The sequence below is a fragment of the Sedimentitalea arenosa genome (assembly GCF_016428585.1).
Lineage (GTDB): Bacteria > Pseudomonadota > Alphaproteobacteria > Rhodobacterales > Rhodobacteraceae > Sedimentitalea > Sedimentitalea arenosa.
Map to the genome: position 1 here is coordinate 348,686 of NZ_JAELVR010000003.1, position 21,987 is coordinate 370,672.

Genomic DNA, 21,987 nt, shown 5'->3' on the forward strand with positions numbered 1-21,987 from the left:
TGCTGTTGCCATATCCGCTCCGGAAGCCCAAGCCGGTCGCATGACCCAAGGGACTGTCGGCGCGCTTGACAGAGGCGCATGGCGCCACACGATTGAAGGAAGAGTTGGTGATCCGAAAGATCAAGAGGAAGTTGGCAGCATGGAAAGAGCGGAGATCGCTGGCAAGACAACGTCGAGACAACCTTTCGGCGTCAAATGAAGACGAGCGAAAAGCTTTCATAGAGGGCCTTCGCGAAATCGAGCGCGTGTTTGGAGACGTCAGCCAGAGCCAAGTTGAGGCCGTGGACGTTTCAGTACGAATGAACGCCGATATCCCGCAATTGGCTTGGATTTGCGAGCGCAAGGGAAGCGCCTACAGGTTTGAGATCGGACGGTCGGTCGAGGTCTTTCGGAACGGTTTTTTCGAAGGTGTCTGGCCCGGAGATTTTGCGGATTTGAGCTCCGTGATTACCTCGATCTCCTTTGGATCCGGCGTGGTTCTTGGCACGGGCCTGCCGTGCTTCATCCAGCGCAAAGACGGCCGCGAATTCACGTTCATTCTGAGGCGCAAGTCGGACGGCGTGGACATCATATCGAACTCCATCTGCTTTTGCCTCGCCCGGTCCGGGATCAATCCCGATGAAGCATTCTTCAAGTCGATTGCCGATAAACTTGTTGACACGACCCACACAGCTACCGCGCAGGGGGTTCATAGGTATGATCCGGTCGTGGCCGAAGACGACAACTATGTTCTCTACCGGCTGTTCTACGCGAATTTCCGGATCAGTTCTGATGGCGCTGTGACCTTCGAAAAGGATTTCTTCGGTCGTTCCTACAGGGACTACCAAGAATACCACTCTTTTCTGGTCGACACGACCCGCCGGGTTTTCGAAAACGCGATGCATCCAGGCCGTAAGATCCAACTTCCGCCAGTTGCAACCGTGTCGACCGGTTACGACTCCGTGGGCGTCGCGGCGATTGCCAAGGAATGCGGATGCGAGGACGCGATCACGCTTGGTGTCACCGTTTACGGGCATGATGATTCCGGTACTGCCGTTGCTCAGGCGCTTGGAATGAACTTGCGCTCGTTTGATCATGTCGCAGGAAGCGTCGTGGATGGTCTGGTCATGGATGTCGCACAGGTGGATTTCGACGTTGCAAAGGAGTTTATCGCGACCGCCGGGATCGGTGACGACGTCACTTTTGCATCGTTCGAAGAGGCCTTGGAAAACCGGACGCTTCTGTCGGGTGTCGGGGGGGATGGATCATGGGATATCGCATGTGATGGCCAACTTGGCATCCCGGTCAGCATTCGGTTTGCCAAGAGCACGACAGAGTTTCGTTTGAGAGTCGGTTACGCGCATTATCCACCGATCGTCGCCAGCTCCATGTCGCAACGGGATATCGCCAAGCTGTCGGTGAGCCCCGAAATGAAGCCGTTCAGTATCGGCGGCACCTACGATCGGCCGATCCCGAGACGGATCGCCGAAGAAGCGGGAGTGCCGCGAGAGGCATTCGGCCAGAAGAAGGCCGCGACATCACCTGATTTCAGGGATGCCCAACGGTTGTGGGAGGCCGCTGCAGTTTCGGTCATGGAGCGTTACCGGCCCGGCCGAAACCTTGTGGATGTTGACATGACGACGTCTGCCGATACGGCGTCCAGGGCCCGTTGACGGCCAGCATTCTCCTCTGCCGCGGTGATGGCGCTTCGACCAACCGCGTCAGGTCGATGAACTAGCGGCGGAACAGACGGCTCAACGCGCCGAACTGGCTCAGCGCGACACCGACCAGGATCAGCAGCATCGCCCAGAGCAGCGACGGCGGCAACGGCTCGCCCAGCAGCACTGCGCCCAAGGTCACCGCCCAGACTGGCACCATGTAGTTCACGAGGCTCATGAACACAGGTCCGGCCGTGCGCACCACCTGCACCCTCAGAAGGTTCATCGCCGCCGTCGGGACCAACCCAAGAAATGCCAGCACCCACAAGGTTCGAGTGTCGACCGGGGGCGGCGGTCCTTCGACCAACAGCGCCATCGGAATCACCATCGCAGAGCCGATCAGCAGAAGCACCGCCGCCAGCCCAACCGGATCGACCTGAGGCAGCCGCCGCATCAGGATCGAACTCACCGCGTAGCAGCTTGCCGCGGCGACGCAGGCCATGCGTCCGGGCAGTTCCAGCGCCACACCAGTGCTTTCGAAGGCCTGCCCGCCGATCAGGATCACCACGCCGGCAAAGCCGATCACGAACCCCAGAGCCCGCCGCCAGGTGATCCGCTCGCCCGGCACCAGGAAATGCGCCAGTGGCAGCACGATCAGCGCGACGCTGGCCATCGAGACCCCGGTGAACCCTGCGGTAACGTATTGCTGACCCCAGGAGATCAGCATGAAGGGCAGGGCCGAACTCGCCGCTGCCACGGCTACGAGGTTGACGCGCACCTCAGCGCCCGGCCGTTCGGCGAATAGCGCGCCACCGCGCATCCGCCAGACCAGCGTGGTCAGGAGCGCCCCGAACCCGATCCGGTAGGCCGCAAGCCAAAACGGGGTGATCCCCTCCAATGCCAGCTCGATCACCAGGAATGTCCCGCCCCAAGTAAAGCCGAGGATCATGATCATGATCCAGCTGGATCTCGTGATGTCGGGGGACTGCATGGCGGTTCTGGACCTCAAGATGAAAAGACCCCGGCATGGTGGCCGGGGTCCGTCGCGTCACGGTGGCACGGCGCTTGGACCGTGCTTGGCGTCAGTTCTTCGCCTTGTCCACCATCTTGCCGGCGGAAATCCACGGCATCATGCCGCGCAGGGTCTCGCCGACCTGTTCGATCTGGTGTTCGTCGTTCAAGCGGCGCGTGCCCTTGAAGAACGGCTGCCCGACCGCGTTCTCGGTCATGAAATCGCGCACGAACTTGCCGGTCTGGATGTCGGTCAAGATCGCCTTCATCCGCGCCTTGGTCTCGTCATAGGGCAGCACGCGCGGCCCGCTGACATATTCACCATACTCCGCCGTGTTGCTGATCGAATAGTTCATGTTGGCGATACCGCCCTCATAGATCAGATCGACGATCAGCTTCACCTCGTGCAGGCACTCGAAATAGGCCATCTCGGGCGCGTATCCCGCCTCGACCAGCGTTTCGAACCCCATCCGGATCAGTTCGACCAGACCGCCACACAAAACCGCCTGCTCCCCGAACAGGTCAGTCTCGCATTCTTCGCGGAAATTGGTCTCGATGATGCCCGACCGGCCACCGCCGATGGCGGAACAATAGGACAGGCCGATTTCCAGCGCCTTGCCCGACGCGTCATTGTGCACCGCCACGAGGCAGGGCACACCGCCGCCCTTGGTGTATTCGCCGCGCACCGTGTGCCCCGGACCCTTGGGGGCCATCATGATGACATCGACGCCCGGCTTGGGCTCGATCAGTCCGAAATGCACGTTCAGACCGTGGGCAAAGGCGATCGCCGCGCCCTCGCGGATGTTGTCATGCACGTATTGGCGATAGGTCTCGGCCTGCAATTCATCGGGCATGGTGAACATGATGAGGTCCGCCCAGGCTGCCGCTTCGGCAATTCCCATGACCTTCAGGCCCTCGCCCTCGGCCTTGGCCGCGCTGGCCGACCCGTCGCGCAGCGCCACGACGAGGTTCTTGGCACCTGAATCGCGCAGGTTCAGCGCATGCGCATGCCCCTGGCTGCCATAGCCCAGGATGGCCACTTTCTTGTCCTTGATCAGGTTGATGTCGCAATCGCGATCGTAATAGACCCGCATCTGTCTTTCCCTTCCGGTCAGAGTGTAAACTGACGACGGGTGTAGCCCGGAATCCGTCTGCGTGGGAGTGGACAAATACAAAGTTCTCGTGCAGTTTCCGGATTATTCATTCGTGATTTGGGCTATGAGTGAAAAAATCATGCTCGACGATCTCGACCGCCGACTGCTGCGTGTCCTGCAGGGCGATCCCACCCTGTCCGGCGCCGACCTCGCCGACCGCGCCGGCACCAGCCTGTCCAAATGCACCCGGCGGCTCGACAGGATGCGCGCCAGTGGCGTTATCGAAGGCGTCGAAGCCGTGATCGACTGGGCAGCGCTCGGCTACGCGGTCGAAGTCAGCTTGCGCATCACGCTCGACAAGACGCAGCCCCGCGCCTTTGACGACTTCATCGCGGCGGCACGCGAGGTGCCCGAGGTGCTGGAAATCCAGACCTTCCTCGGTCGGGTCGATCTGCGTCTCTCGGTCATTGCGCGCGACATGGCGCAGTATCAGCAGCTCTATCGCGACCGCATCCTGACCCTGCCGCATATCGCTGATATCGAGGCGCTGATGCACATCGCGCGGGTGAAAAGCGACGAGACCCTGCCGATATGATCGATCTCGACGACATCGACCGCCAGATCCTGCGCGCGCTGTCCCGAGACGCCACGCAAAGCGCCGGCGCGCTGGGGCGCGCCCTCGGCCTGTCGCAACCCGCCACCTGGCGCCGCATCCGGCGGCTCGAGACGGCCGGCGTGATCCGTGGCCGTCGCCTGCGTCTGAATGCCGAAGCGCTGGGGTTCGGCGTCACCGTCTTTCTCGGCGTCAAGCTGGCGCGCAAGGGGCAGGTCAGCCTCGATGATTTCGAACGCGCCGTGACCGCCATCCCCGAGGTGCAGACCGTCGAACACGTGCTCGGCCTCTACGATTTCCGGCTGCGTGTCGTCGCCCGCGACCTGTCCGACTTCGAACGCGTTCTCAGACGCCGCATCATGGCCCTGCCAGGCGCCGGCGATCTCGAAGCCAACGTGCTCCTCTCCGAAGAACGCCGCCCGGGGCCGATCTAGGCCGATCCCAGCAGATCCCGCGCGATGCGTTCGAAGATGGCGCTGCCGACGGGGATGAGATCATCCGGAAAGTCATAATCCGGATTGTGCAGCGCGGCGTATTTCTCGCCCGGCCCAAGGCACAGCATCGCGGCCCTCGCGTCCCAGCCGAACACCCCGAAATCCTCCGAGGCGCGCATCGGTACGCCTGCGTCCCCATGAGGAACCCCGAGTGCGTTCATCGCGGCGGCGGCGACTGCATGGGCCTGCGGATCATTGATGGAGGCGGCGAAGTGATCGACAACCTCGAACGCAATGCCAAGCCCGGACTCGTTCGCCACCCGCGTCGCGAGCGCGCGGGCCTCGCCCAGCAGCAGGTTCAGCGCGTCATCTCTGGTGGTTCGCAAGGTGGCGTGAAGAACCGCGTCGCCGGGGGCGACACCGAATGTCGGCTCGCCCACACGCACATGGGTGATCGTGACCAGCCGAAACCCGTCCTCCAGCGCGCCGCCCCCTCCAAGAGCCTTTAGCGCGGGGATCAGTTCGGCGACGGCAAGGGCCGGCGATATCCCGTCCTCGGGGTCGGCGGCATGGGCCGTCTTGCCGCTCAGCGTGATCTTCAACCCCAGCGAGGCGCAGTTGATCAGCCCCGGACAGGTCGCGACATATCCAAACGGCCGCCCCGGTTCGATGTGGATCGCAAAAGCCCAATCCGGCTTGATTTCTTGGTAGGCCGGGTCCGATACGACGGCGCGTGCGCCGCTGCCGTCTTCCTCGGCAGGCTGGAACATCAGCACGACACGGCCCTTTGCCACCGGTTGGCGCGACACCAGGCGACCCAGCGCAAGCAGCATCGTCATATGTCCGTCATGGCCGCAGACATGGCTCTTTCCGGGGATCTGTGACGCCCAGTCGATGTCATTGGTTTCGGTGATCGGCAGGGCGTCGAGTTCGGCGCGGAACATCACCTTCGGACCGGGTGTGCCGCTGTCGAACACCGCCGCGACGCCGTGACCGCCCAATCCGGTCAGGATTCGGGTCGGCGCTAGCGGGGTCAGGGCCGCCGCGACCCTGCGGGCCGTCTCCACTTCCTCGCCGGACAGTTCCGGTGCGCGATGCAATTCGCGGCGAAACGCCACCAGCTCGTTCAAGTCGGAGTTCGTCAGCATGCCGCCTCCTGATTTCAAAGCGGGCCCCGGCCTTCGCGCTTCAACGTCAAAGTGATGCACATTGACCGAAAGGATTGCAACGCGGCGCGCGGGCTTTCCTGACAGGCGCGCGAGCGGCGCATCGCTGGGGGCCGGGATTTACCGGTCGCTTGATCCCCGTGCCTAGCAGGCGCCGCGCCGGCAGTGTACAAAGCAGACAAACCGCAGTCCCGGTCTTGAGCGATACGGACGAATCCAAAGGAGTCTGCCCATGCCCGCCCTTCTCGACACCATCGATCCCGACGGGCTCGAAGAGTTCTCGGTCGTCTTCACAGACCGCTCGCTCAACCACATGTCTGCTGCCTTTCAGAAGGTCATGCGCGACATCTCCGAAATGTTGAAAGAGGTCTACAATGCCGACGCCGTGGCCGTGATCCCCGGCGGTGGCACCTACGGGATGGAGGCGGTCGCGCGGCAGTTCGCGCGCAATTCCAAAGTGTTGGTGGTGCGCAACGGCTGGTTCTCCTACCGCTGGAGCCAGATCATCGAAAACGGCGACCTGACGGCCGACTGCACGGTGATGAAGGCGCGCCAGACTGGTAACAGCGCACCTTCGCCCTTTGCCCCGCCCCCGATCGACGAGGTGACCGAAACGATCCGCAACGAAAAGCCCGATATCGTCTTCGCCCCGCATGTCGAAACCAGTGCCGGCGTCATTTTGCCCGACGACTACATCACCGCGATGGCCGCCGCCGCGCATGAGGTCGGCGCACTGATGGTTCTGGATTGTATCGCGTCGGGCTGTGTTTGGGTCGACATGCGCGCGACCGGCGTCGACGTGCTGATCAGCGCCCCGCAAAAGGGCTGGAGCGCAACGCCCTGCGCCGGTCTCGTGATGCTGTCCGCACGCGCCGAGGCAAGGCTGGCCGACACCAAGTCCGACAGTTTCGCAATCGACCTCGCAAAATGGCGCCAGATCATGGTTGCCTATGAAAACGGCGGCCACGCCTATCACGCCACCATGCCCACCGACAGCCTGCGCGCCTTTCGCGATACCATGCTGGAAACCCGCGATTACGGCTTTGACCGGCTGCGAACGGCGCAGTGGAAGCTGGGCGACGGCGTGCGTGCGCTCCTGCGGGACCGGGGCGTCGTCTCGGTCGCGGCCGACGGGTTCGGGGCGCCGGGCGTGGTGGTCAGCTATACCGCCGATCCCGAGATCAAGACCGGTCAGAAATTCGCCGCCAACGGCATGCAGATTGCCGCCGGTGTGCCGCTGCAATGCGATGAACCGGCCGATTTCAGCACCTTCCGCATCGGGCTCTTCGGTCTCGACAAGCTCTACGATGTCGATGCCACTCTGGCGCGCCTTGCCCGAGTTCTCGACAAGGTTCTGTGACCCCGCTTTCCCGGGACTGAAACATCTACTGCGCGGCAATTGGCTGCAGGATCAGCACCGGTGCCGGGAACCCGAGCGGCGAGGCCTTCTGCGGGTCACGCCTTCATGTTGCGCTTGGCCCGCTTATCGAACGCCGAGGCCCATTTGCATCAGCGTGCGCCGCACCGGGGCAAGCGCATAGAGCGCATCGAGACCCAGCGCGCGCGCGTCCCTCAGCGGGCGGGGGGCCATCATCGAGGCGCGGTTCAGGATGTCGATGCCCTGAACACGCAGGCGGATATCGCGGATTCGGGCCCGGTGATAGGCCTCCAGCATCTGCGCATCGCCCAGCCCCTCGGGCCGTGCGCGGACCAGGTCCAGCAAGGTCCTGAGATCGGCGAGGGACATGTTCAGCCCCTGCGCGCCGATCGGGGGCACCACATGGGCCGCTTCGGCCATCAGCGCGATACGCTCGCCCGACAGGCGGTCCGCGTGCTGGGTGATGATCGGCCAGATCGTGCGGCGCGAGGCCAGGGTCAGCGGTCCGAAAAGCCCGCAGCAACGCTCTGTCATTTCAGCTTCAAAGGCCGCCACGTCGAGGTTCAGCAATTCCATGGCGCGAGGACCACGCTCCATCCAGACCACCGCGGAGGAGGGGTGTCCCTCGTAATCGGGCAGCGGGACCAGCGTGAACGGGCCGCCGCTGCGATGGATTTCGGTCGACACGTTCTCGTGCGGGACCGGGTGGGTCACCGCGAAGGCCAGCGCCTTCTGGCCATAGCGCGTGGTGTGCACGTCGATCCCGGCGGCCTCTCGCATCGGCGAATTGCGCCCGTCAGCCGCAATCACCAGCCGCGCATGGACACGACGTCCGTCGCTTAGGCCGACACGCGCCTCGCCCACACGTGTGAAGAGGCTGTTCGCCGCAATCCCGGGACGGAAGGAGACGCCCGACAGGCTCTCGAGGTGTGCCACCAGTTCACGGCGCAGAAGCCAGTTGGGCAGGTTCCAGCCAAAAGGCTGTTCCGAGATATCGGCGGCGTTGAAGTCACGGGTGATGCGCGGCTCGGGCGTCTCGCCGCCGGCATCGACGATCCGCATGACCTGCAAGGGCGCGGCGTGTGGAGACAGCCGGGCCCAGAGACCGCAGTCCTCCAGCAGCGCCTGTGCCGGTTGCAGGATCGCCGTCGTTCGCAGGTCGGACCCTTCGGCATCGCGGGAGGTGACGGGGGGCGCCGGGTCGACACAGATCACCGAGAACCCGGCATTGCCAAACGCGTTCGCCGCGGTCAGGCCGGCAACGCCTCCGCCGGAAATCAGGATGTCACAGGTTTCGGCCATCGTCGCGTCCCTCCCTTTCAGCGCTCACACTAGGTTGTCGCCGGTGCCAAGGCCAAGCGACATCCTGTCCCCGCTCAGCCGAAGGTGATGATGACCAGGCCGACCACGATCAGCGGCACCAGACTCACGGCCGGGATGTAGAGGCCCGGAATGCCGAAGAGCAGGATGCAGCACAGCCACAGGCTGACGAATGCCGCGATGGCGTACCAGATCGTGTCGGAGTCGCCTTCCATGAGGTCGCGGGCCACCCAGCCGATCACGGGGATGATGAAAAACAGCCGCTGCCACAAAGGGGCGCGGCGCGTCGGGTCGGCATGGCTCATGTAGGATGCTCCTGTTCTGCGCGTTGCAGGGCTCAGATAGGCGCTTGCCCCCGGTCAAACAGGTGCAGATTGTCGCAATTTCCGGGTTGTTACGCGAGGTTTCGCAGGAACCCGGTCAGGTCGTCGGTGTGGTGGTGGATATGCTCCGCCTCATGGGCGTCGGGAGCCACGTGGACCGTGCGCATTCCCATTTCGTGCGGGGCCGCGAGGTTGCGGTGATCGTCTTCGAACATCGCGGCGCGGGTCGTGTCGATGCCGTCGCGCGCAAAGATCGTTTCGAATGCCGCCCGCTCGGGCTTTGGCAAGAACCCCGCGTGTTCGACGCCATAGACCGCATCGAACAGACCCGACAGCCCCCGCGCCTCCAGCACCCGTTCGGCATAGCGCGCGGTCCCGTTCGTATACACGATCTTGCGCCCGGGCAGGCGCGAGATCCGGGCCGACAGAACCGCGTCGGGCACAAGTTCGTCAAAGGAGATGTCATGGACCTCGGTCAGGTAGGGGCCAGGGTCCACGTCGTGCTCGCGCATCAGCCCGGCCAACGTGGTGCCATAGAGCTGCCAGTAATGGCGGCGCAGGCGGTCGGCCTCGATCGCATCGACGCCGAGACTTTCCATCACGTAGCGCGTCATCCTGACCTCGATCTGGTCGAAAAGCCGCGTTTCGGGCGGATAGAGGGTGTTGTCCAGATCGAACACCCAGGCGGTGACGTGTGAAAAGGCATCCTTGACCATGCCCCCGTCTAGGCCAGCCTGCGCGCCAAGGCAACGGCAGGCTTGATCGCGGCGCGCGCGGGCCTGTAGACAGGATCGGACAGCACCAGAAGAAGCGCCCGGATGACACAGACGAAACCGCCGCAGACCGACGCCTACAGCATGATCCTCGACGCCATCGACTCCGGCGTCTACAAGCCCGGCGACCGTCTAGTGGAAAGCGAACTGGCCGAGCGGTTCGGTGTGTCGCGCACGCCGATCCGCGAGGCTCTGCAGCGGCTCGAGACCCAGTCGCTGCTGGAACGCGACGGGCGCTCGCTGATCGTCGCCTCGCTCGATCACAACCAGATGGCCGAACTCTACGTCGTGCGGCGCGAGCTGGAAGGCCTGGCCGCGCGCCTCGCGGCGCGGCACGCGACCGAAGAGGAGGTGGCCGTTCTGCGCGGCATGGTCACGGCCGATGACGCGCTCATCGACGATCCGGCGGCGCTGGCGCGCGCCAACCGGCGGTTTCACAAGCAGATCCATCTCGCCTCGCACAACCGCTACCTCGTGCAGCAGCTCGATCTCGTCCACCGGACGATGGCGCTGATGGCGACCACGTCGTTGGCGGCGCAGGGGCGTGGCCAGATCGCGCAGAGCGAGCATGACGGCATCGTCGCCGCCATCGAGGCCCGCGACGAAACCGGCGCGGAGAAGGCGCTGAAGGAGCACATCTCGATCGCCTTCATGACCCGGCTGCAGCAGGATGCCGGCGCGCGCTGAGCGTCAGCTCTGCGCGATCTCGGGCGCGGCCTGGCCGTGCTGGGTCTTGTCCCAGTAATAGGGCTTGATGACCAGTTCGTAGAGAGCCTTGTAGGCGGCCAGCGCGGCCAGGGGGAAATAGAACATCAGCGTCGGCACCCAGCGCATCAGGAACCGCCGCTCGGGTGCCGAGACGCCCAGAAGGCCGATCCCCATCACCATGAGTTCGGCCAGCACGAAGAAGCCCGACACCGAATAGACGATGGGCAGCGGCACCAACGCCTCGACCGGATGTGGCACTCCCAGCAGGATCAGCCAGAAGGACCAGAGCACCGGCGCCAGCAGGAATTGCGACAGTGTGCCGACGAAAAATGCCTGCAGGCTCAGGAACCGCCGCAGACCCAGGTCGGCCAGCAGCTGGCGGGGCCGGCGCATGTGCACCAGATAGGTGACCATGAATCCCTTGAGCCAGCGCGAGCGCTGCTTGACCCAGGGCCAGGCGCGGCAATTGGCTTCCTCGTAGGTCACCGTGTCGATCATCTCGGTGCGGTACCCGGCGCGGCACAGGCGCACACCCAGGTCGGCATCCTCGGTCACGTTATGCGCGTCCCAACCGCCCAATTCGACCAGCTTGTCGCGGCGGAAGAACAGGGTCGTGCCGCCGAGAGGCACCACCAGTCCGAGGCGGGCGATGCCCGGCAGAACGACGCGAAACCAGCTCGCGTACTCGATGGTGAAACAGCGCGCCAGCCAGTTGCTGCGCGGATTGTAGTAGTCGAGGATGCCCTGCAGGCAGACCACGTCCTCGGGCACTTCGGCGAAGCGGATCGCGACCTGCTCGATCTGCCCGGGCACCGGAGCGTCTTCGGCGTCCCAGACGCCGATGATATCGCCACGGCAGAAATCCAGTGCATAGTTCATCGCCCGTGGCTTGGTGGTCAAACCGTCATGGGCCGGTACGCGGATCACCCGCATCCAGGCCGGCAGGGTCGTGCGGGCCAGCGTGTCCCGGGTGATCTCGTCCTCTTCCTCCAGCACCAGGATCACGTCGAGCAATGCCTTGGGATAGGTCAGCTGCGACAGGCGCCGCACCAGGGCACCGGCGATCTCCTTTTCGTGAAACAGGGGCACCAGGACGGAAACCTTGGGCAGCCGGACCGGGGCCGCAGTCGCCGCGGTGCCGGGCGCCGTCAGATGCCGGTGTGCGACCAGATGTGCTACTGTCCCTGTCGCTTTCAACGTGATGAACATCGCGAGCGTCGCGATGGCGACAAGGCTCAGCACCGCGAGTGTCAGCACCGGTGCCGCCAGCAGCACCGCGAGGCAGGTCAGCAGGACCAGCGGCAGAACCACTCGGTTCGTGGCGCGCCAGTCCCGGCAGCTGAACCGCGCCGCGACACGGCTGCCGGCGGCGCGTGCCATCGGGCGGGAGAAGCGATTCGCGATGGCGGCGTCGATCTCGGTGTCGGTGGACAGCACGGGCCGGGTGTCCGGAAAGGTGTCGGCCAGCGCGGCGCGCACGGTGTCGAACTGGTGCGGGCGGTCCGTGGCGATCAACACCGTCCGGCCCTGCCGCATCCATGGAACCACGCGATGATGCAGCCAGAATTCATAGGGCATCCGGTTGCAGAGCGCGGAATCGGGCCATTCCAGTCCCAGCTCGACCTGCGGGATATCGTGCTGGCGGGCCAGGGCCGCCTGGATGTCGGTGCGGTCGGCCCAGCCCTCGGCCACGAGGATTTCGCCGATCGGTGCGCCCAGGCTCAACTGCAGGTGCAGCGCCTTGACCAGTTGTTCGGAGGTGATGACACCGCTGTCGACCAGGTGCCGGCCCAGCGGTTGCCGCGCGGACGGGGGCGGGGAGACACGGCGCGCCGTGTCGGCGGCCACGAGTCTTGATGTCCGAGCGTTCATCCGAACCGTCCAGCGCGCTGCGTCCCAATCCCCGGCCACGTTCGGCCAGCAGGGTTAACAGCCGGTTAAGTCCGGAGAATTTTCCGCGCGATGCCGGGCGGTTGCGATGGTCAGGCGGTCTCGCGCGCGGCCATGGAGGCGGCGAAGCGCTGGAACAGGTAGAAGCTGTCCTGCGGACCGGGGCTGGCTTCGGGATGATATTGAACAGAATAGATCGGTCGTTCCGCCATGCGGATGCCGCAGTTCGAGCCGTCGAACAGAGAGCGGTGGGTCTCGATCACGCCGTCGGGCAACGTCTGGGCATCGACCGCGAAACCATGGTTCATCGAGGTGATCTCGACTTTGCCGGTTTCGAGATCCTTGACCGGATGGTTCGCGCCGTGATGGCCGTGGTTCATCTTGACCGTCTTCGCACCCAGCGCGAGCGCCAGCATCTGGTGGCCGAGGCAGATCCCGAAGATCGGAATGTCCCGTTCGGACATGACCTGTTGGATCATCGGCACCGCATAACGCCCGGTCGCCGCCGGATCGCCGGGGCCGTTGGACAGGAACACGCCGTCCGGATCATGCGCCAGCACCTCTTCAGCGGTGGCGGTGGCGGGCAATACCGTCACGTCGCATCCCGCGCTGGCGAGACAGCGCAGGATGTTGCGCTTGGCACCGTAGTCGAGCGCCACCACCCGGTGTTTCGGAGCTTCCTGGCGGGCATAACCTTCGGGCCAGGCCCACCGCATCTCGTCCCAGCGATAGCTCTGCGCGCAGGTCACGTCCTTGGCGAGGTCCATGCCCTCCAGCCCGGCAAACCCGCGTGCCGCCGCTACCAGCGCGGCGATGTCGAAATTGCCCTCGGGATCGTGCGCCAGCGCGACATGCGGAGCGCCCTGCTGGCGGATTGCGCGGGTCAGGCGGCGCGTGTCGATCCCGCCGATGGCGATGCGCCCGCGCCGCTCGAGCCAATTGCGCAGCTCTTCCGTGGCGCGCCAGTTGCTGGCCTGGGTCGGATCCCACTTCACCACCATGCCCGAGGCGACCGGATCGACGGTCTCGTCATCCTCGGGATTGACGCCGACATTGCCGATATGGGGGAAGGTGAACGTCACGACTTGTCCGGCATAGGACGGATCGGTCATGATCTCCTGGTAGCCGGTCATGGCGGTGTTGAAACACAGCTCGGCGACCGTCTGGCCGGTCGCGCCGAAGCCGGTGCCGTAGAACACCGCACCATCCGCCAGAACCAGGCAGGCTGTGGGCTTGGGCTGGGCGGTCTTGGCCATGGCGCGACTCTCCTGTGGGCTGGGTTCAGCGTTGTCTACGGGGGCGGGGACCTCGGGTCAAGCCCGCTCACAATTTGGGACGTTGTTTGTTATCAGTGACTTACACCGCTTTGCCACCGGTTGTGCAAGGCATTTTCCTTGGGTATTGTCGGGGTTCGGCTCCATGGGGATGGAAAAAACGATATGAACATGCGTGAGCGGGTGAACACCGCCCTCAAACAGGCGATGCGGGACAAGGCGCAGATGCGGGTCTCGACGCTGCGACTGATCTGTGCCGCGATCAAGGACCAGGAGATCGCAACGCGCGGCGAAGGCGGTGACGGGGCCGAGTCCGGCGTCACAGACGCCGAGGTGCTGGCGATCCTGAGCAAGATGACCAAACAGCGTCAGGAAAGTGCCCGGGCTTACGAGGAGGGCGGACGGTTGGACCTCGCCGAGCGCGAGCGCCAGGAGATCGAGATCATCGAGGAATTCCTGCCCAAGCAGTTGAACGAGGACGAAGTCGCCGCCGCCGTCAAGAAGGCGGTCGAGGCGACCGGCGCGGATTCCATCCGCGACATGGGCAAGGTCATGGCCGAACTCAAGGGCCGCTATACCGGGCAAATGGATTTCGGCAAGGTCGGCCCGATGGTCAAGGACAGGCTCTGCGCCGGTCAAGCCTGACCGCGCCACTCAGCGCCGAAGCGCCCGCACCAGATCGTCGTAGAGCGCGACGCGTTCGTCCTCGGACAGGAAGGCGCCGATCTCGACCTCGCGACCACCGCCCTTGAGCGTCACGTAGTACGGCACCGGCCCATCCTTGGCATGCATCTGGGGCACCGCCCAATACCGGTTGCAATCCCATTCCTGCGCCGCACCCGTCGGATTGTGCCGCACCAGACGGGCGCTGTCGTCGGTGAGGGTCAGCACTTCCAGGATTTGTGCGTTGCGGTGGCTGCGGTCGAGCGCGAACCACACACCGGCCAGCGCGGCCAACAGGAACGGCAGTATGCCCCAAAGCACCACGCTGCCGAGAAGCGGGAACAGCGGGATCATGATCAGCCCGAAAGTCGCCAGGATGAAAGCCGCGAACCCTTTTGGCGGCAATGACTGATGCGGCCAGAGCTGAAGCTCTTGCCGGGGGGCTGACGGGTCGGTTTCGCTCCAAGCATAGGGCATGTCAGCAGCGAAAATAGCATTCTTACAGACGGGGGCAAATCTCTGTCACGCCTCTGCCGCAGAATTTGAACGCGCATCGCTGATCGCGGCGAAATCATGGGCGATTCGCTCGGCCACCGTATCGGCCCAGGCGCGATAGACTTCGGGTCCGGGATGAAACCCGTCCTCGGCCATCAGGTGCGGCTCAAGCTCGAGGTCGAGCGTGATATAGGCGCAGTCGGGTCGCGCGGCCACAAGAGCGCGCAGCTCGGCGTCCAGCCGGGCCGCGTGCCGACCCAGTGTCCAGCGCAGCGGGTTGGGCAGCAGCGGGAAACGATCCAGCGGCGGCACGCCCGACACGTAGATGCGCTGCGCGCCGTGCTGCTGGCGCAGACGGTCGAGAAGCCGTGCCTGTCGCGCGCGCCACAGATGCGCGGGCACAAAGCGGGTGGTGTCGTTCACACCCAGACCCACGACAACGGCATCGGCGGCGACGGGCGTTCTGCCCTCAAGCCGGGCGAGCGTCGAGGCGGTGGTCGCCCCGGTCACTGCATCCAGCGTCCAGTGCAGGCGAAAGCTGGCTGACAGACGCGCGATCAACTCGCCCGTCAGGGCGCTGTCCTGCGTGGCGACGCCGACTCCGGCGGCGGAGGAATCGCCCAGGATCAGCAGGCGCAGGCCCGGCCCCGCGCCGGCAACTCCCGCCCGTGCGCCCGCGGCTTCGGGCAGCTTGAGCGCGCGGCTGCGCACGTGCACCGCTTGCGCTGCCAGAAGCGGGGACAAGAGCAGGCGCAGCGCCGTGTCGGGCAGGGCCTTCACCATCGGCTTGGGTCCTCAGGCAAGGTAACGCTTGGCGTCCTCGAACTGGTTCTCGTCGAAATAGCGGCTCTCCGCTGTCACGAAGCGCCCCATGACCCGCGCGGCGAGCCTCTGCCAGGCTTCGTCGCCGACGATGGCGATGCGACTCGGCACGTTACGGTGGTCGCGCACCAGCTTGAAATGGTCCGCCAGCGCACCGAGCCCCTGCCAGCCGTCGAACTCGCGCAGGTCCAGCAACAGCTTCATGCCGGGATGATCACGGATGAAGGCATCGAGATTGTCCTGTCCCCGGTCGTAGGCGGCCCCGTCGAGCTTGCCGACAAGCTGCACATGCAGCACGTTGCCGCCCAGGTCGGTCATGTGCATGCTGCCCAGCGATTCCGTCAGCCAGCGGCGCGCCTCGTCCATCTCGTCCACGTCGAAGGTTTCGACCGGACCGGGCAGCGCGAAGCCGAGCGCGCCGACCGCGGTCTCGATCCAGTCGATGTCGGTGACCACGGCGATCCGCTCGAACCCGCTCCAATGGCGCAGGCCCAACTTGGTGTCGGCCCAGGCGGCTTTTGCGGAATAGCCTTCGAACTCGGGTCCGATCCGCACGAGGAGCTTGACCCGCTCATGCGCCGAAAGGGCCTGGTCCAACGCCGGTGTCAGAATGTTGCTGTAGTCTTCGGAGGTAATCGTGCCGGTCAGGTCTATCTCCATGATGCCGGCCTCGGTCAGCGGTTTCACGTCGATCATGGTCTGAACTCCTTTTTGACAGCGGGCGCGCCCGTCGCGTCGGCCTTTCCAATCTAGGAACGCGATACAGCCACACAAGCGGCGGTGAAACGAAAAGACCCCGGAGCGTCGTGCTCCGGGGTCTGATCCGTGTTTTCAGAGGAAAGCCCTAGTGAGCGTGGCCCTTGTCCCAGTCCTCGCGCTTGGGAAGCTGCTCGAACGTGTGCTCGGGCGGCGGGCTGGGCAGGGTCCATTCCAGCGTGTCGGCGTATTCGTTCCAGGGGTTCTTCTCGGTCACCTTGGCGCCGGAGCGCAGGGTGTAGAAGATGATGCCGAAGAAGAACAGGAACGACGCGAAGGACAGGAAGGCACCCCAGCTCGACCAGTAGTTCCAGTAGGCGAAGGCCTCGGGATAGTCGATGTAGCGGCGCGGCATGCCCTGGCGACCCAGGAAGTGCTGCGGGAAGAATGTCAGGTTGGCCCCGATGAACATCATCCAGAAGTGCAGCTTGCCGGCCCATTCCGGGTACATCCGGCCGCTCATCTTGGGCAGGTAGAAGTAGATGCCCGCGAAGATGGCGAAGACCGCGCCGAGGCTCATCACGTAGTGGAAGTGCGCCACGACGTAGTAGGTGTCGTGATAGTAGCGATCCACGGCCGCCTGGCTGAGCACGACACCGGTGACGCCGCCGATCGTGAACAGGAACAGGAAGCCGAAGGCCCAGAGCATCGGCGTCTTGAACTCGATCGAGCCGCCCCACATGGTCGCGATCCAGCTGAACACCTTGACGCCTGTCGGCACCGCGATGACCATTGTCGCCAGCATGAAGTAGGCCTGCTGATTCAAGGTCATGCCGACCGTGTACATGTGGTGTGCCCAGACGACGAAGCCCAGAACACCAATGGCGATCAACGCCCAGACCATCGGCAGGTAGCCGAAGATCGGCTTTCGGCTGAAAGTGGCGATGACGTGGCTGATGATGCCGAAGCCCGGCAGGATCACGATGTAAACCTCGGGATGGCCGAAGAACCACAGGATGTGCTGGTAAAGCACCGGGTCGCCCCCGCCGGCCGGGTCAAAGAAGGTGAAGCCGAAGTTGCGGTCCATCAGCAGCATGGTGATCGCGCCCGCCAGAACCGGCAGCGAGAGCAGGATCAGCCAGGAAGTGACAAAGATCGACCAGGAGAACAGCGGCACCTTGAACAGCGTCATGCCAGGAGCACGCATGTTCAGGAAGGTGGTGATCATGTTGATCGCGCCGAGGATCGACGAGGCGCCGGAAACGTGCACCGCGAAGATCGCGAAATCCATCGACATGCCGCTTTCGTTGGTCGAGAGCGGCGGGTAAAGCACCCAGCCCACGCCCGAGCCGGCCTGGTCGTTGCCGCCCGGCGCCAGCACCGAAACGACGGCAAGCGTCGTGCCGAAGACGTAGAGCCAGAAGGACAGGTTGTTCATCCGCGGGAAGGCCATGTCCGGTGCGCCGATCTGCAACGGCATGAAATAGTTGCCAAACCCGCCGAACAGGGCCGGAATCACCACGAAGAACATCATCAGGATGCCGTGGCCGGTGATCAGGACGTTCCACAAATGCCCGTTCGGGGTGCAGGTCGTGGCCGAGTCGGCGATCAGGCGCGCGCCTTCGAGGCACATGTACTGGACGCCCGGCTCCATCAGTTCGAGCCGCATGTAGACCGTGAAGGCCACCGAGATGAAACCCGCGAATGCGGAGACGATCAGGTAGAGAATCCCGATGTCTTTGTGGTTTGTGGACATGAACCAGCGGACGAAGAAGCTTCGCTGATCCTCGTGCTCGTGACCATGAATGGCTGCGTCTGCCATTTGGCGCCTCCTGTTGAAAATGCGCACGCGCCGGGGATGCGGCGCGCGAAGTTCATTCCGTTTTTAGAATGACTACACAGGGGCTTCAATGGCCGAGTTTGATATGGATCAAGATAAATTGACGCGCCCCCTTGCGACGGTTCGTGCGGACTGAGGTCTCGGGGCGCTGCCCCGAACCCCGGAGTATTTGCGCGAAGATGAAGGGACGGGACGGGGCGGAGTGCCTTGACGCGGGCGCGCGGGACGATCACAAACCGGGGCGGACGTAGAGCGACGGGGCGGCCATGAGCTATGATACCGACAATATCTTTGCGAAGATCCTGCGCGGCGAGATCCCGTCCGAACAGGTGTTCCAGGATGACGATACGCTGGTCTTCATGGATATCATGCCCAGGGTGGATGGGCATTGCCTGGTCATTCCCAAGACGCCCTGCCGGAACGTTCTGGACGCGAGCCCCGCGCAATTGGCCGCGGTGATGGCGACGGTGCAGAGGATGAGCCACACGGTGATGGCGGCGTTCGGCGCGACCGGCGTGACGATCCAGCAGTTCAACGAGACGGATGGCGGGCAGGAGGTGTTTCATCTCCATTTCCACGTTCTGCCGCGTCATGCGGGGCAATCGATGCGTCCACCGGGCAAGATGGAAGACATGGCCGTGATCAAGGCCAATGCCGAAAAGATTCGCGCGGCCCTCACAGCGGACTGACTGGCGCGCGGGTTTGCCGTGCCGCCGCGACGGGCCGGGCGGAGAGCGGAGGCGATGAGGCCCGGGGAGCGTGCACATGCCGCATGATCATCACGGGCACGTCCATCTGGATCCCGAGGCCGGGGATACGCGCATCTCCTGGGCGATCGCGGTCAACATGGGATTGACCTTGGCACAGGTCGTCGGCGGACTCCTGTCGGGATCGCTGGCGCTGATCGCCGATGCGTTGCACAATTTCTCGGATGCGATCGCGCTGATCATCGCCTTTTTCGCGCGCCGGATCGCGCGTCGGCCGGCCGATGCGGAGATGAGTTTCGGCTATGGGCGGGTCGAGGTGGTGGCGGCGCTGGTGAACTACACGACGCTGGTGGTTCTGGCGCTCTACCTTGTTTACGAGGGCGTCCTGCGGATGCTCGACCCGCAGCCGATCGACGGCTGGCTCGTGGTCTGGATCGCGGCGCTGGCGCTGGCCGTGGATCTGGTGACGGCCGCGCTGACCTACAGCATGGCAAAGGACAGCATGAACATCCGCGCGGCCTTCCTGCACAACCTGGCGGATGCGCTGGGGTCGGTTGCGGTGATCGTCGCGGGCACGCTGGTGATCCTGCGCGGCTGGGTCTGGGTCGATCCGCTGGTGACGCTGATGATCGCGGCTTACATCCTGTGGCACGTGTGGTCCGAGATCGGTGGCGTGATGCGGGTTCTGATGCTCGGCAGCCCTCCTGGGTTGCAGGCGGAGGAGGTGGCGTGTGCGATCGAAGCGGTGGATGGTGTGCGCGGCGTACATCACCTGCATCTCTGGGCGATGCAGGAGCACGCGGCGTCGTTGGGCGCGCACCTTGTCATCGACGGAGGCCGGTGGGGGCAAGCGGACGCGATCAAGGCCGGGGTCAAGCAGATGCTGGCGGACCGGTTCGGGATCGCGCACAGCACGCTGGAGCTTGAATGCGCGGCCCATGCCTGCGACGCACCGCTTCGGATCGGTCATCGGTGACACAGCGCGTTCCCCGCGGGGAACTTTTTTATTTAAACCAAATGTTTACCAGTTTTGAGCCGCGTCAATCCTCGAGCGTTGTCGCGCAAGCGATTGATCCGGTTCAACTGGTTTCGCCGAACACGGTTTGGAAGCTGTGGCGCAGGGCGACATCCAGATCGGCCATCGTCACCGGCAGCCCGAGATCGACGAGACTGGTGACCCCGTAATCGGTGATGCCGCAGGGCACGATCCCGCTGAAATGCTCGAGATCGGGTTCGACGTTGATCGAGATGCCGTGAAAGCTGATCCATTTGCGCAGGCGGATGCCGATGGCGGCGATCTTGTCCTCGGCTGTCTTCCCGGTCGCGGTGCGCGGTTTGTCTCCGCGTTCGACCCAGACGCCGACGCGGCCTTCGCGGATATGGCCGGTGACGTTGAACTCCGCCAGGGCGGCGATCACCCAGGCTTCGAGTTGCTGCACGAAGCGGCGCACGTCATGCCCGCGCCGGCCCACGTCGAGCATGACATAGACGACACGTTGGCCGGGGCCGTGATAGGTGTATTGCCCGCCGCGTTTCGTCTCGAAGACCGGGAATCGGTCGGGATCGGTCAGATCCTCGATCCGGGCACTGGTGCCGGCGGTATAAAGCGGCGGGTGTTCCAGCAGCCAGATGCACTCCGGAGCGTGCCCGGCCGAAATGTCGGCGACGCGGCGCTCCATGAAGGACAGCGCCTCTTCGTAGGGCGTGAGCCCGTCACTCGTGATCCACTCGACCATGGCGGCTGCTTAGCGCGTGTCAGGCGCGCAGGGAAGAGGTCAGGCGGCCGTGGGGTGCAACTGCCTGAGTGCCGCGGCGTAGGTCTCGACCCCTTGTGCGCCGCTCAGCAGCAGCTTGCCGCCCAGAACCATCGCTGGAACGCCCGAGATGCCGTTCTCGGTCCAGAACGCCTGTTTGCGGCGCACCTGCGCGGCGCGGTCGCCCGACGCGAGCAGCGCACGGGCCTCGTCGACCGGCAGGCCGACCGACGCCACGGCCTGCAGCAGAACCTCGGGATCCGAGACGTCGAGGTCCTCGGTGAAATAGGCGCGGAACAGGGCCAGCTTCAGCGGGTGCTGGCGGTCGTGGTCAAGCGCCCAGTCGAGCAATTGATGCGCGGCAAAGGTGTTCACGATCCGCATTTCCGCGCCATAGGCGAACTCTATGCCGAGGTCCTGGCCGATGGCGGTGATCCGCTCGCGGGCGGCAACGCTCTGCGCCGCGTCGATCCCGTATTTTCGCACAAGGTGGTCGCGCAGGTTCTCGCCCTCGGGCCCCATATCGGGGTTCAGTTCGAACGGATGCCAGCGCAGGATCGCGCCGAGCCCGCACTGCGCCAGCGCCTGTTCGAGTTGCCGGTAGCCGATGATGCACCACGGGCAGACCACGTCCGAAACGATGTCGACCTGAACGGTACCGGGGTGCTGGGTGTCGCTGGGCATGAACTGTCTTCTCCTGACGGTCAGGTCCCAAGGGTGGGGATCGCGATGCAGGAAATCAACCGCGCATGTCGATCCGTGGCTTTTGCCTCTTCACAAGCCCGAACGCTTGCTCTAAGACGCGCTTCACCATGCCAAGGGCAGATGCGGCCGTGGCGGAATTGGTAGACGCGCAGCGTTGAGGTCGCTGTGGGGTAACACCCGTGGAAGTTCGAGTCTTCTCGGCCGCACCAAAACATCTTTCAACTTTGACCTGTCCCATAAGGCATTGAAAGCCAACGAAAAACTAACGGTTCGAAAGCCTTCAGATCTGCTGTAGGTGACCTTTTCAGAGAACACCATTCTCAGTAGTAGTCTCTTCCATTCCAGTGGCGATTTTTCCCAAATTTCAGAGGGGTTTGCGAGAACGTCCATCGCCGGTTCGAACAACTCATCGAATGTTCCTTGGTTTTCTTCCTCCTTCTCATATTTTTCTTTGGCCAAAGCTTGTTGTCGGTACAGTTTGTCTAACTTTTTTTGCAACGCATCCGACACCGCCTCGTTCTCAGTTTCGATATACTTATCCATGGTTTTCGTAATCTTGTTCCTAGGCTCAGGACCCATTGATTTTGGTCGGTTTGCGTGGTTCGCGGCTACGAAAACGGAGCGGTGATATGTCTGACCCTTTCTGGCTGACGGATGCGCAGATGGCGCGTCTGGAGCCCTACT

The 21,987-nt window shown here is 64.0% G+C and carries 22 protein-coding genes and 1 tRNA gene; 9 read left to right on the forward strand and 14 right to left on the reverse strand.

All coding sequences use genetic code 11. From position 1 onward, the window contains the following. Positions 1-107: 107 nt before the first annotated feature. On the forward strand, positions 108-1,652 hold the full coding sequence (locus tag JF290_RS06320) for a hypothetical protein (RefSeq protein ID WP_199023928.1): 1,545 nt from the start codon (positions 108-110) through the stop codon (positions 1,650-1,652). Between the two features lie 61 nt (positions 1,653-1,713). Here the strand turns inward: JF290_RS06320 and JF290_RS06325 are convergent, their stop codons facing one another. Next, a complete protein-coding gene (locus JF290_RS06325; protein ID WP_233155167.1) occupies positions 1,714-2,628 on the reverse strand; it encodes a DMT family transporter in 915 nt (304 codons plus the stop codon). Positions 2,629-2,719: 91 nt separating this feature from the next. Next, positions 2,720-3,742, reverse strand: coding sequence for a ketol-acid reductoisomerase (gene ilvC, locus JF290_RS06330; protein WP_199023930.1), 1,023 nt, complete (start codon positions 3,740-3,742; stop codon positions 2,720-2,722). A 139-nt stretch (positions 3,743-3,881) separates the two neighbouring features. On the opposite strand from ilvC, the gene JF290_RS06335 reads away from it, so the two are divergent. Continuing rightward, a complete protein-coding gene (locus JF290_RS06335; protein ID WP_199024024.1) occupies positions 3,882-4,337 on the forward strand; it encodes an Lrp/AsnC family transcriptional regulator in 456 nt (151 codons plus the stop codon). Then, positions 4,334-4,789 carry an Lrp/AsnC family transcriptional regulator gene (locus JF290_RS06340; RefSeq protein WP_199023932.1) on the forward strand — a complete coding sequence of 152 codons (456 nt, stop codon included), beginning with the start codon at positions 4,334-4,336 and terminating at the stop codon, positions 4,787-4,789. Before JF290_RS06335 ends, JF290_RS06340 begins: the two co-directional genes overlap by 4 nt. Here JF290_RS06340 and JF290_RS06345 read toward each other — a convergent pair. Continuing rightward, positions 4,786-5,937: an amidohydrolase gene (locus JF290_RS06345; protein ID WP_199023933.1), complete on the reverse strand. Its 1,152-nt coding sequence runs from the start codon at positions 5,935-5,937 to the stop codon at positions 4,786-4,788. The two genes, JF290_RS06340 and JF290_RS06345, sit on opposite strands and share 4 nt — an antisense overlap. A gap of 250 nt (positions 5,938-6,187) precedes the next feature. Here JF290_RS06345 and JF290_RS06350 point away from each other — a divergent pair, with 250 nt between their 5' ends. After that, positions 6,188-7,315: an aminotransferase class V-fold PLP-dependent enzyme gene (locus JF290_RS06350; RefSeq protein ID WP_199023935.1), complete on the forward strand. Its 1,128-nt coding sequence runs from the start codon at positions 6,188-6,190 to the stop codon at positions 7,313-7,315. A 123-nt stretch (positions 7,316-7,438) separates the two neighbouring features. Here JF290_RS06350 and JF290_RS06355 read toward each other — a convergent pair whose 3' ends face one another. The 3 genes from JF290_RS06355 to JF290_RS06365 all read right to left on the reverse strand — a co-directional run bounded on the left by JF290_RS06355 (position 7,439) and on the right by JF290_RS06365 (position 9,692). Next, the gene (locus JF290_RS06355) at positions 7,439-8,635 is read right to left on the reverse strand and encodes a UbiH/UbiF family hydroxylase (RefSeq protein ID WP_199023937.1); all 1,197 of its coding nucleotides are present in this window, start codon (positions 8,633-8,635) and stop codon (positions 7,439-7,441) included. 74 nt (positions 8,636-8,709) lie between these two features. Continuing rightward, positions 8,710-8,958, reverse strand: coding sequence for a hypothetical protein (locus tag JF290_RS06360; protein WP_199023939.1), 249 nt, complete (start codon positions 8,956-8,958; stop codon positions 8,710-8,712). An 89-nt stretch (positions 8,959-9,047) separates the two neighbouring features. After that, complete coding sequence (locus tag JF290_RS06365) at positions 9,048-9,692, reverse strand: pyrimidine 5'-nucleotidase (RefSeq protein WP_199023940.1); 645 nt, start codon at positions 9,690-9,692, stop codon at positions 9,048-9,050. A gap of 102 nt (positions 9,693-9,794) precedes the next feature. Between JF290_RS06365 and JF290_RS06370 the strand changes: the two genes are divergently transcribed. Continuing rightward, positions 9,795-10,436 (forward strand): GntR family transcriptional regulator, encoded by a 642-nt coding sequence (locus JF290_RS06370; protein ID WP_199023942.1) that lies wholly within the window; start codon positions 9,795-9,797, stop codon positions 10,434-10,436. Between the two features lie 3 nt (positions 10,437-10,439). Here the strand turns inward: JF290_RS06370 and JF290_RS06375 are convergent, their stop codons facing one another. Together JF290_RS06375 and carA are read right to left on the reverse strand one after the other, a co-directional pair. After that, positions 10,440-12,329, reverse strand: coding sequence for a glycosyltransferase (locus tag JF290_RS06375; protein ID WP_199023944.1), 1,890 nt, complete (start codon positions 12,327-12,329; stop codon positions 10,440-10,442). 110 nt (positions 12,330-12,439) lie between these two features. Continuing rightward, on the reverse strand, positions 12,440-13,603 hold the full coding sequence (gene carA / locus JF290_RS06380; protein WP_199023951.1) for a glutamine-hydrolyzing carbamoyl-phosphate synthase small subunit: 1,164 nt from the start codon (positions 13,601-13,603) through the stop codon (positions 12,440-12,442). Between the two features lie 183 nt (positions 13,604-13,786). Between carA and JF290_RS06385 the strand changes: the two genes are divergently transcribed. After that, positions 13,787-14,266, forward strand: a complete 480-nt coding sequence (locus JF290_RS06385; protein ID WP_199023953.1) for a GatB/YqeY domain-containing protein — start codon at positions 13,787-13,789, stop codon at positions 14,264-14,266. Between the two features lie 9 nt (positions 14,267-14,275). Here JF290_RS06385 and JF290_RS06390 read toward each other — a convergent pair whose 3' ends face one another. From JF290_RS06390 to ctaD, 4 genes are all read right to left on the reverse strand, one after another. After that, positions 14,276-14,761: a DUF2244 domain-containing protein gene (locus tag JF290_RS06390; protein ID WP_199023955.1), complete on the reverse strand. Its 486-nt coding sequence runs from the start codon at positions 14,759-14,761 to the stop codon at positions 14,276-14,278. Positions 14,762-14,806: 45 nt separating this feature from the next. Continuing rightward, complete coding sequence (locus JF290_RS06395) at positions 14,807-15,562, reverse strand: SGNH/GDSL hydrolase family protein (protein WP_199023957.1); 756 nt, start codon at positions 15,560-15,562, stop codon at positions 14,807-14,809. A gap of 12 nt (positions 15,563-15,574) precedes the next feature. Further along, the gene (locus tag JF290_RS06400) at positions 15,575-16,297 is read right to left on the reverse strand and encodes a SpoIIAA family protein (protein ID WP_199023959.1); all 723 of its coding nucleotides are present in this window, start codon (positions 16,295-16,297) and stop codon (positions 15,575-15,577) included. A gap of 148 nt (positions 16,298-16,445) precedes the next feature. After that, positions 16,446-18,119, reverse strand: coding sequence for a cytochrome c oxidase subunit I (gene ctaD, locus JF290_RS06405; RefSeq protein WP_199023960.1), 1,674 nt, complete (start codon positions 18,117-18,119; stop codon positions 16,446-16,448). A gap of 284 nt (positions 18,120-18,403) precedes the next feature. Between ctaD and JF290_RS06410 the strand changes: the two genes are divergently transcribed. Both JF290_RS06410 and JF290_RS06415 read left to right on the forward strand, forming a co-directional pair. Beyond that, positions 18,404-18,826: an HIT family protein gene (locus JF290_RS06410; protein ID WP_199023962.1), complete on the forward strand. Its 423-nt coding sequence runs from the start codon at positions 18,404-18,406 to the stop codon at positions 18,824-18,826. Positions 18,827-18,902: 76 nt separating this feature from the next. Then, positions 18,903-19,820 carry a cation diffusion facilitator family transporter gene (locus JF290_RS06415; RefSeq protein WP_199023964.1) on the forward strand — a complete coding sequence of 306 codons (918 nt, stop codon included), beginning with the start codon at positions 18,903-18,905 and terminating at the stop codon, positions 19,818-19,820. Positions 19,821-19,923: 103 nt separating this feature from the next. Here JF290_RS06415 and lipB read toward each other — a convergent pair whose 3' ends face one another. Together lipB and JF290_RS06425 are read right to left on the reverse strand one after the other, a co-directional pair. Continuing rightward, complete coding sequence (gene lipB / locus JF290_RS06420; protein ID WP_199023966.1) at positions 19,924-20,580, reverse strand: lipoyl(octanoyl) transferase LipB; 657 nt, start codon at positions 20,578-20,580, stop codon at positions 19,924-19,926. Positions 20,581-20,619: 39 nt separating this feature from the next. Continuing rightward, positions 20,620-21,282, reverse strand: coding sequence for a DsbA family oxidoreductase (locus JF290_RS06425; RefSeq protein WP_199023968.1), 663 nt, complete (start codon positions 21,280-21,282; stop codon positions 20,620-20,622). A gap of 143 nt (positions 21,283-21,425) precedes the next feature. On the opposite strand from JF290_RS06425, the gene JF290_RS06430 reads away from it, so the two are divergent. Then, a tRNA-Leu gene (locus JF290_RS06430) sits at positions 21,426-21,512 on the forward strand. Positions 21,513-21,987 lie beyond the last annotated feature (475 nt).